This is a genomic window from Rhizobium centroccidentale (genome assembly GCF_030182565.1).
Lineage (GTDB): Bacteria > Pseudomonadota > Alphaproteobacteria > Rhizobiales > Rhizobiaceae > Rhizobium.
Genome location: NZ_JAQJCG010000015.1, coordinates 1 through 14308, shown reverse-complemented (window position 1 = coordinate 14308; position 14308 = coordinate 1). Strand labels below are relative to the sequence as shown.

14 protein-coding genes and 1 pseudogene are annotated in these 14308 nt (G+C 58.3%); 12 read left to right on the top strand and 3 right to left on the bottom strand.

Annotated features, from left to right (window positions below; genetic code table 11):
• Positions 1–64: 64 nt before the first annotated feature.
• The 4 genes from PH562_RS19530 (at position 65) to PH562_RS19515 (ending at position 3435) form a co-directional block, all read left to right on the top strand.
• Positions 65–979: an MBL fold metallo-hydrolase gene (locus PH562_RS19530; protein ID WP_285174942.1), complete on the top strand. Its 915-nt coding sequence runs from the start codon at positions 65–67 to the stop codon at positions 977–979.
• Between the two features lie 161 nt (positions 980–1140).
• Complete coding sequence (locus PH562_RS19525) at positions 1141–1893, top strand: SDR family oxidoreductase (protein WP_095437568.1); 753 nt, start codon at positions 1141–1143, stop codon at positions 1891–1893.
• Positions 1894–1922: 29 nt separating this feature from the next.
• On the top strand, positions 1923–2339 hold the full coding sequence (locus tag PH562_RS19520) for a cupin domain-containing protein (RefSeq protein ID WP_285174941.1): 417 nt from the start codon (positions 1923–1925) through the stop codon (positions 2337–2339).
• A gap of 73 nt (positions 2340–2412) precedes the next feature.
• Complete coding sequence (locus PH562_RS19515) at positions 2413–3435, top strand: mechanosensitive ion channel family protein (protein WP_285174939.1); 1023 nt, start codon at positions 2413–2415, stop codon at positions 3433–3435.
• On the opposite strand, the gene PH562_RS19510 is transcribed toward PH562_RS19515, so the two are convergent.
• Positions 3418–3906: an RrF2 family transcriptional regulator gene (locus PH562_RS19510; protein ID WP_113228817.1), complete on the bottom strand. Its 489-nt coding sequence runs from the start codon at positions 3904–3906 to the stop codon at positions 3418–3420. The genes PH562_RS19515 and PH562_RS19510 overlap by 18 nt on opposite strands.
• A gap of 338 nt (positions 3907–4244) precedes the next feature.
• The gene (locus tag PH562_RS19505; protein ID WP_285174936.1) at positions 4245–4958 is read right to left on the bottom strand and encodes a GntR family transcriptional regulator; all 714 of its coding nucleotides are present in this window, start codon (positions 4956–4958) and stop codon (positions 4245–4247) included.
• Between the two features lie 318 nt (positions 4959–5276).
• Here PH562_RS19505 and PH562_RS19500 point away from each other — a divergent pair, with 318 nt between their 5' ends.
• From PH562_RS19500 to PH562_RS19490, 3 genes are all read left to right on the top strand, one after another.
• The gene (locus tag PH562_RS19500) at positions 5277–6668 is read left to right on the top strand and encodes an MFS transporter (RefSeq protein ID WP_285174934.1); all 1392 of its coding nucleotides are present in this window, start codon (positions 5277–5279) and stop codon (positions 6666–6668) included.
• 461 nt (positions 6669–7129) lie between these two features.
• Positions 7130–8158 (top strand): LacI family DNA-binding transcriptional regulator, encoded by a 1029-nt coding sequence (locus tag PH562_RS19495; protein ID WP_285174932.1) that lies wholly within the window; start codon positions 7130–7132, stop codon positions 8156–8158.
• A 157-nt stretch (positions 8159–8315) separates the two neighbouring features.
• The gene (locus PH562_RS19490) at positions 8316–9125 is read left to right on the top strand and encodes a TIM barrel protein (RefSeq protein ID WP_285174930.1); all 810 of its coding nucleotides are present in this window, start codon (positions 8316–8318) and stop codon (positions 9123–9125) included.
• A gap of 153 nt (positions 9126–9278) precedes the next feature.
• Here PH562_RS19490 and PH562_RS19485 read toward each other — a convergent pair whose 3' ends face one another.
• Complete coding sequence (locus PH562_RS19485) at positions 9279–10307, bottom strand: LacI family DNA-binding transcriptional regulator (RefSeq protein WP_285174928.1); 1029 nt, start codon at positions 10305–10307, stop codon at positions 9279–9281.
• Between the two features lie 148 nt (positions 10308–10455).
• Here PH562_RS19485 and PH562_RS19480 point away from each other — a divergent pair, with 148 nt between their 5' ends.
• The 5 genes and pseudogenes from PH562_RS19480 to purU all read left to right on the top strand — a co-directional run.
• Complete coding sequence (locus PH562_RS19480) at positions 10456–11541, top strand: fatty acid desaturase family protein (RefSeq protein ID WP_285174927.1); 1086 nt, start codon at positions 10456–10458, stop codon at positions 11539–11541.
• Between the two features lie 25 nt (positions 11542–11566).
• Entirely contained in the window at positions 11567–11878 is a 312-nt protein-coding gene (locus PH562_RS19475; RefSeq protein ID WP_285174926.1) for a MocE family 2Fe-2S type ferredoxin, read from the top strand.
• Between the two features lie 10 nt (positions 11879–11888).
• Complete coding sequence (locus PH562_RS19470) at positions 11889–13115, top strand: NAD(P)/FAD-dependent oxidoreductase (protein WP_285174924.1); 1227 nt, start codon at positions 11889–11891, stop codon at positions 13113–13115.
• 23 nt (positions 13116–13138) lie between these two features.
• Positions 13139–13945, top strand: a complete 807-nt coding sequence (locus PH562_RS19465; RefSeq protein ID WP_285174922.1) for a 3-methyl-2-oxobutanoate hydroxymethyltransferase — start codon at positions 13139–13141, stop codon at positions 13943–13945.
• Between the two features lie 52 nt (positions 13946–13997).
• Positions 13998–14308, top strand: a pseudogene (gene purU, locus PH562_RS19460) (formyltetrahydrofolate deformylase); the annotation flags it as partial.

Sequence of the window (14308 nt, the reverse complement as noted above, 5' to 3'; positions counted from 1 at the left end):
ACAATCGTTTCAACCGTGGAGCCGGCCAAATCGGTTCCAAGATCTCGAACAACAGGAGACAAACATGGACCTGGACACTTCTCATCCCGCTAAATCAAACCCTGACGAACTGGTCCCGTCGCGCTACGCAGTGCAGATCGGCGACATCGAGGTGCTCGTGATCAGCGACGGCGTGTTGCCGCTGCCGACCAAGATGCTGGGACATAATGCCGACCCGGCCGAGCGCGCGGCATGGCTAAACGACATGTTCCTGCCGCAGGACGCTTTCGACTGGGCGCTGAACGCGGTCGTGGTGCGCAGCGGCAAGCAGACCATCCTCATCGACGCCGGCCTGGGGCTGGACCCGGAATTGAACCTGCCGCGGGCCGGACAACTGATCAAGCGGCTGGAAGCCGCCGGCATCGATCTTGGATCCGTGACCGACGTGGTGTTGACCCACATGCATATGGATCATGTTGGCGGGCTGCTCGTCGATGGAGTGAAGGAGCGGCTGCGTCCGGACCTCAGGATCCATGTGGCGGCGGCAGAGGTCAAATTCTGGGAAGCGCCCGACTTCTCCCATGTGTCAATGCCGCCCGGCTTCCCGGATGCGCTTCGGGCGGCCGCGAAGCAGTTCAGAAAAGAGTATGAAAACCAGCTGAAACTGTTCGATGATGAATTCCAGGTGGCGCCGGGCGTGGTCGTCTCCCGAACCGGCGGCCACACACCCGGGCATAGCGTGGTCCGCGTCGCCTCCGGCAAGGACCGGCTGATGTTTGCAGGCGATGCCGTGTTCGCGGTCGGCTTCGAACATCCCGATTGGCACAACGGCTTCGAACACGATCCGGAGGAGGCTGCCCGCGTCCGTGTCCGTCTTCTGCGGGAGCTGGCCGAGACCGGCGGACTTCTGGTGGCGACCCATATGCCGTTCCCGTCGGTCGGCCACGTGGCAGCCGACGGCGATGTCTTCCGTTGGGTACCGGTATTCTGGGACTACTAACTTCCTGGTGAGCAAGTGCCGGGCCGGCGTGCAGCCGTCAGGGCCGCGCCCGGCTCAGCCGAGCGGACATAAAGCGTCGTCCGAACCGCCCGACCTGCAACCCATCATACAGAAACGAACGAACAATGCGGCGCATGACGCAGCCGCGAATGGAGAAGCTCATGAAAATCGTCATCATTGGCGGAACCGGCCTCATCGGTTCAAAGACGGCCGACCGCCTTCGCAAGCAAGGCCATGAAGTCATCGCCGCCGCTCCGAACACCGGCGTCAATACGATTACCGGCGAAGGTCTCGCCGAGGCATTGGCCGGCGCTTCCATCGTCATGGATCTCGCAAACTCGCCCTCCTTCGAGGACAAGGCGGTGCTCGAATTCTTCGAGACGTCAGGCCGCAATCTGGCGGCAGCGGAAAAGACGGCCGGCGTGAAGCATCATATCGCCCTTTCCATCATCGGTGTCGATCGCCTGCCCGAAAGCGGCTACATGCGCGCCAAGGTCGCCCAGGAAAAGATCATCCGCGACTCCGGCATTCCCTATACGATCGTCCATTCGACGCAGTTCATGGAATTCCTAAGCGGCATCGCCCAGTCCGGCACGGTCGGCGATACGGTGCGCCTGTCGCCGGCCTACGTGCAGCCGATCGCTTCCGACGACGTCGCCGACAACATGACCGTCGTCGCAAACTCCGCGGCAATCAACGGCATCGTCGAGATCTCCGGTCCAGAACGTGTCCGGCTGAATGAGCTCGTTGCCCGCTACCTCAAGGCAATGGGCGATGCCCGCAAGGTCGTGGCGGATCCGGAAGCCCGCTATTTCGGCGCAAGGCTGGAAGACGGCTCGCTCGTGTCCGACGGCAATCCGCGCCTCGGCCGCATCACCTTCGAGCAATGGTTCGCAACCTCCGCCCGCAAATAACTGTTCGACTCTTCAGAAAGGAATTCGAGATGATCAAGTCAATTCTCGGCCTCGCCCTCACCGTCCTGGTGTCCACCACCGCCGTTGCACACGCTGCAGGCGAGAAGGATGCCAAGGTCACGCTTGTCTACGAACACGAACTGCCGAACGTTCCCGGCAAGAGCATCAAGGGCGTCCTCGTGGAATACGGTCCCGGAGGCTTTTCCTCGGGCCACACCCATCCGGATTCGGCCTTCATCTATGCGACCGTCCTGGAAGGGGCGATCCGAAGCCAGGTCAACGATAGCCCGGTCAAGGTCTTCAAGGCTGGCGAGAACTTTTCCGAAATGCCGGGCGATCGCCACGGCGTCAGCGAGAATGCCAGCAAGACCAAGCCCGCCAAGCTGCTGGCCGTCTTCGTCGTCGATACCAGCCAGAAGGAGCTGACTTTCCCGATCAAGAAATAGCTGGATGAGGGACGAGTGCCGGAGGCGCCCGTCCCTTCCCGGTTTGAGGAAATCATCGTCGGTGAGCCCTATCATGTTTGGCGAACATCATTTTCTGCCGCTCGTCCTGATCAACCTGCTCGGGCTGGCCGGCATTCTCATCTGGCATATCCAGGGGCGCCGTCGTCCGACCGCCCGCCTCGTCGTGCAGATACTGTTCTTTTGCTGCATGAGCCTCGTGCTCTGGCTTGCCGGAATCTCGCCTTATCACTTTGATTACGACGAGCTTCAGGATGCCGGCATCCTGCTTGCCAAGTCCGCAAGGATCCTCTGGTGGCTGCATCTTGCCTGGACGATGATCGGCTTCCTCCATATCTATCTCACCCTCAACCGCCGGCCGCAGGAGGCGCATCTTCTTCAGGATCTGATCGTCGGCATCGTCTATCTCGGAGTCGCCCTATCCGTCATCGGCTTCGTCTTCGGCGCACCCGTTGGGCCGCTGATTGCCACTTCAGGCATCATCGTCGTCATTATCGGCCTGGCGCTGCAGAACACGCTTGCCGATGTCTTTTCCGGGATCGCGCTGGCACTCGGTCGCGCCTACGTCATCGGCGACTGGATCCAGCTCGCCGACGGCACCGAAGGTCGCGTCGTTGAAACCAACTGGCGCTCCACCAATCTGCTTTCGGGCGGACATAACGTCGTCGTCCTGCCGAACAGCGTGCTGGCGAAACAGGGCGTCACCAATCGCAGCCGCCCGGACGAATCGCACCAGATCTCGCTGACGATACGAATATCCGCCATTCACAAGCCGCGGCTCGTCGAAGAGGTCATGCTTGCTCTCCTGCAGGGCTGTGAAAGGATCGTCACGAACCCGCCGCCGGCCGTCGCGCTCAAGACGATCGACGCAATCGCCATCGAGGTCGAACTGTTCTTCCGCGTCGCGAGTGCGGCAAGCCGCATATCGGCCCAAAACGAGATCATCGATCTCATCTATGAACATTGCAGGACGAACGGAGTGTCATTGGCGATGCCGGCACATAGTCTCGTCTGCGTCCACGCAGGCGAACAGAGGGAACAGGCAGCGCTCAGGGCGATTTCATCCGGCGCGCTCTAGCACCCATTCGAAGGAGCTTTTCCAGAGTTCCGACGGTATCTCCTTCGACAGGATGCCGACGAGATCGGACAATCTGACGCCGCGCAGTTTCTCGCGCCACGCTTCGTCGGCCTCCCACATGATGCGCGCCACCGCACAAGGGCTGCTCTCGCAATAGTCCTTCGGGCGGCAAGGGTTGTTGGCGCGAATATTGGTGCAGACGAAGGTTCGCTGCCGCCCCTCGACGGCCTCCACGATCTCCAGAAAAGTGAGATCCGCAGGCGGTCTCGCCAATCGATAACCGCCGGAGGGGCCAAGTGTCGTATCGACAAGCCCGGCCTGAGATAGGCTCTGAAGAGCCTTGGAAAGATATTCCTTGGGAAGCCCATGGAATTCAGCGAGCGCTTTTGTGGAGAGATAGCGGCCATCAGGCAAACCTGCAAGAATGGCGCAACAATGGAGAGCCCATTCGACTTGGCTTTTCAAAATCATAAAATCATTCCAAGGCCCACGGCTGGCATATATCTATCAAGGATAAAGAATATCCTTATTTGACCGCCATGTAAACAAATTCCGAGATGCAGATTTGTCTCTCGCATACTGGGCATACATACGCGAAACGATCCTCAGGAGGCTGCGAGTTGCAACAAAATGGCCTATGCAATTGGCTCTTTGCGACCGACTTGCATTGCAGTTCGCGCAGGCCCACACTGTAAGCAGGTTTGGTCACGGCCGGCTCAAAATACCATTCTTCCCAGTCATTGCTTGCAGGGTGATCGTTGTCGCCGCTTTACCAGCTCAACAAAGAAGTCCTCCAATCGTACCAGAATCTACTCCGGCGCCTTTTGCTTTCCAAAGACGATGCTGAGATAGGTCTCGCCCGAGCGGACAACGTGATTGCGCATCAAGCGCTCAGCCAAGTCCGCATCGCCGGCAACGATCGCATCTGCAATGCTGGCATGTTCATCAAGGGCCTTCTGCCGCTCCGTCGGATCGAGATGAATGATGCGGCGAATGCTTGCGTCGTAAAATTGCTGACGTTCGATGAGCTTCGCGAGATAGCCACAGCGTGAACTGCGATGGATGTGGTCGTGAAACGCCTCGTTGAGTGCGATCAGCTGATCGGCATCCCCGGACTTGGTGGCCGTTTTCATCAAATCCACCGTGGCAAGAAGCTCGGCTCCCGACGGCTTGTCTGTGCGTTTAGCGGCGAGACGCGCAATCATCGATTCCAGCGCGGCGCGGGCAAGGATCATCTCTTCGGCCCATTGCATGCTGAACCTAATCGCAATGCCGCGACGCGGCAAGGTTTCGACCAAACCTTCCATTTCGATCTGGCGCAGTGCCTCCTTGATCGGCGTCGTGCTGACGCCGAACTGCTCCGCCAGCTGTCGCTCGTTAAGCCTTTCGCCGGTGGCAAAGGCGCCTGACAGGATTGCACTTCTAATCGCGCGATAGACATGGTCCCGCACGGTAAGCTGAAAAGCCGGATCAATTCGCTCAAAGGCCGCTACGCGACCCACACCCTGCTTTGCTTCGATCATTTTTGAATCTCGTTGACATGACTTCGATAGCGTGACATCTGGTATATCAGATTTCAGATTCCTGTCGACATCGCAATTCGGCAGCCGAAATCGCCAAAGAGGTTGAGGAGCCTTGAGGAGGATCTGCCATGCAAAGAGATCTGGCACGCCTGGCGGAATTGAACAGCCAGTCCCCGCCGCCGACAGGTGGTGCTCTTTAGGACGCTGATATCAAGTCATAGCCGGCTTCAGGCGCCGCCCTTTTCCCCGATTGCCCTTCAGCTGCAGAAGAAGCACCCGACTACCCGGAGAGCCCCCGATGCTCCGAAAGGTTCCTAAATGAAGACACATGCTTCCGCTCCACCTGGCACGCCCCGCGCCGGCTACCAACGGTTCATCGTGCTGGCGCTCATTACAGTGATCTTGGCGGTCAGCACCGGGGATAGAGCAACCCTTTCTGTCGCAGGCCCCGGCATTGCAAAAGATCTCGGCATCAATGCCGTGAATATGGGATGGCTCTTTTCCGCATTCTCGTGGAGCTACTTCATTGCACAGGTCCCATCGGGCTATATCGTCGACCGGACAGGCGCCAAGGCTGCCATGTTGGTTTCCCTGGCCGGATGGTCAATCGCGATCACCCTTGTCAGCGGCGTCGGATATTTTGCCTATCCGGTAGTCGCACTCTACGTTCTAAGATTCGTGCTGGGACTCCTGGAGGGACCGGTGACACCGGCCTCCGCTCGCATCATCGCCGCATGGTTTCCATCGGACGAACGTGGCGTCGCCGGCGCAATCTTCAACTCGGCTCAATATCTTTCTCTTGCAGTCTTCACGCCCCTGATGGGGGCGCTGTTCCATTATCTTGGCTGGGAACACATCTTCTCGGTCATGGGAGTGATCGGATTGGTTTTGGCGCTCGTCTGGTGGAGAGCCTATTTCACGCCGAGCCGCCATCCGCGGGTCACAAAAGCGGAGATCGCCTATATTAAAGCCGGCGGGGCGCTGACCGATGTTGGAGGAGAAAAGCCCAAAGCGAGCGAGGCGCAAACTCCCACTCGACAGATCGCTCGACAAATTCTGACAAATCGCATGTTGCTCGGGATTTTCCTTGCCCAATATTGCATCGCGACGCTTTCGACCTTCTTCATTTCCTGGTTTCCGAGCTACCTGGTTCAGGAAAGACATTTCTCGATGCTTCAGGCCGGCTTCGTGGCATCCCTGCCGGCAATCTTCGGATGCATCGGCGGCGTTTCCACCGGCTTTTTCTCCGACTGGCTGCTGCGCAAGTCCGGTTCCCTCAGTCTTGCCAGGAAAATCCCGATCACCATCGGGCTCGGCCTCAGCGCCACCATCATCCTGTGCAACTATACGGATGTGAATGCCATTGTCGTGGCGATCATGTGCGCGGCCTTTTTCGGCAAGGGCTTCGGGGCGCTCGGATGGACGGTCGTTGCCGATACGGCGCCCAAGGAGGCAATCGGCCTGACCGGCGGCTTGTTCAATGCTGCCGGCAGTATCGGCGGGGTCATTACTCCGGTCGCAATCGGCTATATTATCGAAGGGACCGGCTCCTTCCACGGCGCCCTCCTCTATGTCGGATTGCACGTCATAGGTGCGGTGGTGAGTTACTGGGTGCTGGTTGGCAAGATCGAACGGTTCGAGATTTCAAAAGCATCATTCGATCCCGTTGGCGGCGAGCTCGTACTTGCCAAAGGCGATCGCGATCATTGAGCTCTCAGATGATGGTTTGAGGAACAAACTGATTTTGGCCTTCCTGGGATGCGAGTTCGGCGTTGCATTGAGGTAGGAGGCGAAGAAATCGCTAATATCAGCATCGATCAAGAAGCGATGTTTGCGCCGAGCGGTTAGTTTTCTCGCAGCGCATTCAAGTTTCTGCGCAATCTGCCATGATGCGTTTTTTGGATATCGATGCCTGCCGGACCTAGGGGCCAGGAAGGATATATCGAAACATGGGAATGTCCCTTCTCCCTAATCGATCGGACGGCGACCGTTGCAGCCATGCCAGATGATAGCGACTGAAGTAGACTATCAACATTTTGATAGGTCGAGGCGCAATTGACCCCTCTTGGAGCACCTTTCACTTTGACTTAGATTGCCGATCAATGACGAAGCCTGTTGGATCTGGCGAATAAGGCAAGGTCAGCAATCCCCAGGACCTGATCAGGAATTATATGAAGCGGACAAGAATTGAGGATATCGCCAAAGAGGCGAAGGTAAGCAAGGCGACTGTAGATCGTGTCATTCACAAGAGGGGCTTCGTTCGCGAGGAAACGGTCCGCAAGGTCGCAGAAGCAGCGCATAAACTGGCCTATTATGCGAGTGGTTTGATTGATCGGCAGCTGACCGCACCGCTTACAAGAGTGAGATTTGGCTTTCTGCTCATAAAGGAAAGGCAGGAGTTTTATCAGTCTTTCAGCGAAGAACTGAGCCGGGCGGTGGCAGACCGTCAGGATTTTCGCGGCGAAGTGACCGTTCGATATTCTCCGTCTCAGTCGCCGGCAGACTTCGCAGCGATCATGCAGGAACTTGCCGCGCATAGCGATGCGATAGCTTGCACTGCGGTCAACCATGGCATTGTCAATGAAGCCGCCCGGAGCTTGCGGCAGAACGGAGTTCCCGTCTTCGCCCTGCTGAATGATTTCGGCCACGGCGCGCGTCAAACCTATATCGGTCTCGACAATCACAAGGCCGGATGCCTGGCGGCATGGATGATCGCCATGGCAAGTCGCCAGCCCGGAAAGGTGGCGATTTTTCTTGGCAGTAATCGCTGGCAGGGACACGAATTGAAGGAAGCCGGATTTCGTTCCTACCTGGGTCAGTTGCGCGCGGATCTCGATATCTTGGAACCGGTCATCAATCTTGAGACAAGAAAACTCACCCATGAAACCGCGGTCGCCTTGCTTGAGCGTCATCCGGACCTGAGAGGCATCTACGTCGCAGGCGGCGGGATGGAAGGCGCAATAGCGGCGCTGCGGGAAACGCGCACGCCCGGAGAGGTCGCCCTCATCGTCAACGAACTTACCTCAGTCAGCCGCGCGGCCCTTTCTGACGGCTATGCAACAATGGTCATCGGCACTCCTCTGGCGCAGCTTTGCCGGGACACCATCGAGCTGATGGCACAAAGCGTGCTTAAAGGTCATGTTCAAATGCCGGACGCGCATTTTCTGGAGCCACAAGTTTTTCTACCTCCTTCCATCTGAAAATGAGGTGAAACACCTCACGCAGAAGGCGTGAGAAACCTCAGCGATGCGCTAATCCAAATTCCACCCGATTGCGCGCCACCGAACCTTTTGGCATTGCCTAGAGACGCGTGGCACGCTCCGTCGGAGCAGCAATATCGGGATTTTGGGAGGAAACATGTTCTGGGCACTCAATCAGATTACGGCACCAAATCTTAGCTACACCGATTTTCTTGACCTATCGATTGCTCTCGGCTGCCAGGGAGTAGAGGTTCGCAACGACCTCAAGCGCCAGCTATTTGACGGCCTTTCGCCGACCGAGGCAGGCAAAATGGTTCGGGACCGAGGTCTGCGGCTCGTTGGCCTGTCCCAGGTCTATCCGTTCAATTTCTGGTCGGATGATATCGAGCGGAAGGTTCGGGACCTAATTGCAATCGCCAAGGAGGCTGGTGCTGAAACCATCAGCCTGATCCCACGAAACGAGGGGATCGGCACCGAGGCGCAGGAGCGCAAAGCCAATCTCGAAACGTCCCTTGCCGCCATCTTGCCTCTTCTTGAAGAGGCAGAGCTCGTCGCGCTGGTCGAGCCGCTAGGGTTTCAGCGTTCCTCGCTGCGCTACAAGGCGGAGCTGGTGGACGCGATCAATGCGCTCGGCGCAGCACATCGCTATAAACTCGTCCATGACACGTTCCATCACGCCCTGGCGGATGGCGGGCCAATTTTTGCCGACCATACCGGGATCGTCCACATATCGGCTGTCGTTGATCCGACGTTGCAGCTGAACCAGATGGAAGACGATCACCGGGTTCTCGTCGACGGATTGGACCGACTGGACAATGTAGGTCAGATCAAGGCTCTGCGGGCTGCCGGATATGTCGGACCGATTTCCTACGAATGCTTCTCTCCTCTGGTGCACGACCTCGCCAACCCACGAGAAGCGATCCAAGCTTCGTTTGATTTCATCGAATCGTCCCTAAAGGCCGGGTGATCGCCAAGCCGGCGATGCAAGGGAGCCTGCCGAGCTTGGCTGTGGCCGGCTCGGTCCGATCTGGTATCGATAAGATCGAGCTCCTTGTTTTAGCCCTTTGGCGTGGGTAGCGGCACTGCCAACGCGGCCCTGCCATCGCCGGCTTTCCTTCATTCAAATATTCTCGGAGATATAGATCTCGAACGGGAAAAAAGTCTGGCGCGCGGTCGTTTGCGCGCTTCCTTCGACTGAACTCACCATTTGCGTGATGAGCTCTCTGCACAGAAGAGGCAGCGGAGTGCAAATCGCCATTGCAACGGTTCCATCCATCAGTGCACCCTTACTCTCGGGAACAAGCTCGTTAACGATGAGGGTCACGTCGCCTGCGCGGTTTTCCTCCCGGAGTGCGGCGATCGCCCCCTCCATTCCGCCGCCGGCGACATAAAGACCGATAAGGTCTTTATGCTTCTGCAGAAGATCGAGCGTCGCCTCATGCGTGACGTCGACGGCGTCGAAATTGATAAGCGTTTCCAGCACTTCGAATTCCGGCGCATTCTCGCGGAAATAGGAGCGAAAACCCAGCTCTCGCAACTCGTGGCCGTGAAAACGGTGGCTGCCCACGAAACACGCCACTTTGCCCGGCTTACGAGCCGTGCGCGCGATCGTCCAGGCAGCAGATCTCCCGACCTTTCTGTTGTCGAGGCCGAGATATCCCTCCCGAACGCCCGCGGCAAAGTCGGAAAGTACGGAAAAGACCGGAATCCCCTTTTCCTTGAGCTCGTCGACGATCGCCTCGACAGCTGGATAATCAGGGGCGACGACGGCCACGGCCTGATTACGCGCTGCCAGCGCTCGCATTTTCTCCGCGATCACGCTCGGTGTCGAGACAGCCGGATAGTCGATTTGCACCTGCAGCTTCGCTGTCGTCGTCGCCGCCGCAGCGGCTTCGATCTCTTTGGCAAAGGCTTGATAAAATGATTGCGTAGGCTTCTGCAACAGGAATGCGAGCTGATAGCGTGGCACGTCTTCGAAGACGCGCTGACGCAGGAGGCCGACGGCATGATAACCGATGTCCTGCGCCGCTTCATAGACGCGCCGTGCCGTCTGCTCGCGGACCGGAAGGCGGCCGTTCAGCACACGATCGATGGTGGCGACACTGACGCCGGACGCCTTGGCGAGATCCGATATGGTGGGGCGACGCATGGCTGCTCCTGATGGAATTCATCATTTCTGCGTTATCTTGATGATAGATTTTGATAGATTCCATCATTCCTGCATTGAGGCAAGCAAAAAGTCGATCTATCGTTCCGGCATTGAGGACGAGGCGCTCTGCGCATCGCGGGAGGCAGGGATGACGACGATAATCAGGCGTGACTATGATCTGCTCGGCGCAAGCGGCAGACTGGCGGTGGAAACGGGGCTGGCCGCCGCCGAATGGTATCATACAAATGTTGCGCGCAAGGATATGAAGGCGCTGATGCAGCGCTCGGATGCGCCAGCGATCCGCGACACCATCATCTGGCTTGGCAGCATGGCGGTCTTCGCAACACTTGGCGTCTACTTCTGGGGGTCGTGGATCTGCGTTCCTTTCTTCCTGGCCTATGGCGTGCTCTACGGCTCGGCCTCGGACAGCCGCTGGCATGAATGCGGTCACGGCACAGCATTCAAGACACGCTGGATGAACGACACGGTCTATCAGATCGCCTGCTTCATGATCATGCGCAATCCGGTGACATGGCGCTGGAGCCACGCGCGCCATCACACCGATACCGTCATCGTCGGTCGCGACCCGGAAATTGCCGTCATGAGGCCGCCGGATCTTCTCCGCCTCGTTCTGAATTTCTTCGGCATCCTCGATGCCTGGTACGCCATGATCGACATGCTGCGCAATTCTGCCGGCTTCGTCAGTGCTGCGGAAAAGACCTTCATTCCCGAGATGGAGCAGCCGAAAGCGATCCGCATCGCCCGAATCTGGCTTGCGATCTATGTCGTGACGATTGCGACGGCGGTCGCCATGGGCTCGATCCTGCCCCTGATGCTGATCGGCCTTCCCCGGCTTTATGGCGCCTGGCACCACGTTCTGACCGGCCTGCTGCAGCATGGCGGCCTCGCCGATAATGTCATCGATCATCGCCTGAACAGCCGCACCGTCATGATGAACCCGGTCAGCCGCTTCATCTACTGGAACATGAACTACCATGTCGAACATCACATGTTCCCGATGGTGCCCTATCATGCGCTGCCGAAGCTGCATGCGATGATCAAGCATGATCTGCCGGCCGCCAATCCGTCCATCTGGTCCGGCTATCGCGAGATGATCCCGGCATTCCTGCGGCAATTGCGCAACGAGGACTATTTCCTGAAGCGCGAGCTGCCGTCAACGGCGCGGCCCTATCGCGAGGAATTCCACGGCGAGCTACCGGCCGCGGCTCAATAACATCGACATTGCAAGGGAGGAAAACATGAGCAACTGGATCGAAGTCTGCGCCGCTGATGCAATCGACGAGGAGGATGTCATCCGTTTCGATCATGACGGACGGACCTTCGCCGTCTATCGCAGCCCCGAGGATGATTATTTCGCGACCGACGGCTTATGCACGCACGAGAAAATCCATCTCGCCGATGGCCTTGTCATGGACAACATCATCGAATGTCCCAAGCACAATGGCCGCTTCGACTACCGTACCGGCGAAGCCAAAGGTGCTCCGGTCTGCGTCAATCTGCAGACTTATCCGGTCAAGGTCGAAAACGGCACCGTCTTTATCGAGCTCTGAGGAGACTATCGTGGCGCATTTCGTCATTGTCGGAGCCGGAGAATGCGGCGCCCGCGCTGCCTTCGCACTTCGCGAAAAGGGATTTGAGGGCGACATCACCCTCATCGGCGCCGAGCCGCTGGCCCCATACGAACGCCCACCGCTTTCGAAGGGCGGATCGGATGCGGCGCCTGAGCCAAAATTCGTTGCAGCATTGGAGTATTACCAGGAGCAATCGATCGACCTTCGGCTGGATACCACAGTGACGGCAATCGATCCCGCTGCGAAGACGATTGGGCTCTCGGATGGACAGACACTTGCCTACGACAAGCTTCTGCTTGCGACTGGAGCATCTGCGCGCAACCTTCCCGGCACCGATGGCACCTCCCACCGGATCCGCGTGCTGCGAACCCATGCGGATGCGGTGGCCTTGCATGCCGTCTTCCACCCCGGACGACACATCGCCATCATTGGCGGCGGCTTTATCGGTCTTGAACTTGCGGCAACCGCACGCATGCGCGGCGCCGACATCACCGTTATCGAAGGTCTGCCCCGGGTCTTGAAGCGGGGTGTTCCTGAGGCAATCGCCGAAGCAATCACTGAACGGCACCGTCTGGAAGGAGTGGATATACGCTGCGGGCAGGCCATTAAAGCCGTGCAGGAAGACGCCGACAAGGCAATCGTTCGCCTGGCGGGTGGCGAAGTCATCAGCGCCGATCTGCTGCTCGTTGGCATCGGCGCCCTGCCGAATGTCGCGCTCGCCGCAGAAGCAGGTCTTGCGATCGACAACGGCATCGCCGTCAGCGAACGACTGGAGACCTCGATTGCCGACATCTATGCGGCGGGCGATTGCTGCTCCTTTCCCCTTGCGCTCTATGGCGGAAGGCGTGTTCGCCTCGAATCCTGGCGCAATGCGCAGGAGCAGGCCACTCTCGCCGCCGCCAACATGCTGGAAGGAGCCGCGGAAATATCCGCGGTGCCGTGGTTCTGGTCCGATCAATATGACCTGACATTGCAGATCGCCGGCCTTGCAGAAGAAGCGGTCGCCCATGTGCGGCGCGACCTCGACGACGGGGCGTTCATCCTCTTTCATCTCGGCGCGGACGGAAGGCTGCTCGCCGCCAGCGGTATCGGACGCGGCAATGCCATCGCGCGTGATATTCGCCTCGCCGAAATGCTGATCGCCGCCCGCGCGCATCCGGAGCAGGCTGCTCTGGCGGCAAGCACGGTCAAGCTGAAGTCGCTGCTTGCGGCGTAACCATCCATATCGAGGAACATCCAATGCAAAAGCACAATCGTCCGACGGTTGCCGATCTCCTGTCGCTCAAAGGAAAGCGACAATTGACAATGCTGCGCGTCACCTCGCTTGAAGAAGCGGAAGCCGCCGAGAGAGCCGGCATCGACATGCTTTCCGTTCCTCCGGCGCTTTTAGGCCCTGCATTTCGTGAAGCCGCACCAAGCCCCTTTGCAATACCGGGCCTGGAATATGGCGACTATGTTTCGGCGGAAGAATATATGCGGGAGGCATTCAAGGCACTGAAAGCCGGAGGTGATGCCGTTTATTGCGCCGCAAGCCTCGCGATTATTCGACGAATGCGGGATGAGGGAATTCCCGTCTGTAGCCACGTTGGCCTCATTCCTTCGAAAGCGACATGGACGGGCGGCTTCCGTGCCGTCGGAAAAACGTCGATCAGCGCTTTTGAAATCTGGCGCCAGACCAAGGCGTTGGAAGAAGCCGGCGCTTTTGCCGTCGAAATCGAGGTTGTGCCTGGTGACGTTGCGGCCGCCATCAGCCAAAGGACATCGATGCTGATGATTTCGATGGGTGCGGGAACAGGATGTGACGCGCAATATCTGTTTGCCGATGATGTCCTTGGCAGCAATCGCGGCCATCGCCCCCGCCATGCGAAGGTCTACCGCGATTTCGCGGCAGAGTTCGATCGGCTGCAGAATGAGCGCGTTGCCGCTTTTGCCGAATTTGCCGGGGACGTTCGTTCCGGCGTCTATCCGGAGAAGGGACATCAGATCGCAATCGATAGGCAAGAGCTTGAGGCGTTCCTGCACATGCTCGCTGCGCAAACCCTTTAATCGCACCCTGGACTTCGGGTGAAGCATCTATCACAAAATTGGGCTATTTCGAATGAAAACCTATGTATTGACAGTTGCGTGCAAATCGATGCGCGGCATCGTTGCGGCGATCTCGAACTATCTGGCCGGAGAGGGCTGCAACATCGTCGACTCCAGCCAGTTCGACGATCTCGACACCGGCATGTTCTTCATGCGCGTCTCCTTCATCTCGGAAGAAGGTGTGGGCGGGCCGGCGCTTGCCGAAGGCTTCAAGCCGATCGCCGAGAAGTTCGCCATGGACGTCGAGATCCACGATGCCAAGAAGCGCATGAAGGTGCTGCTGATGGTGTCGCGCTTCGGCCATTGCCTCAACGACCTGCTCTA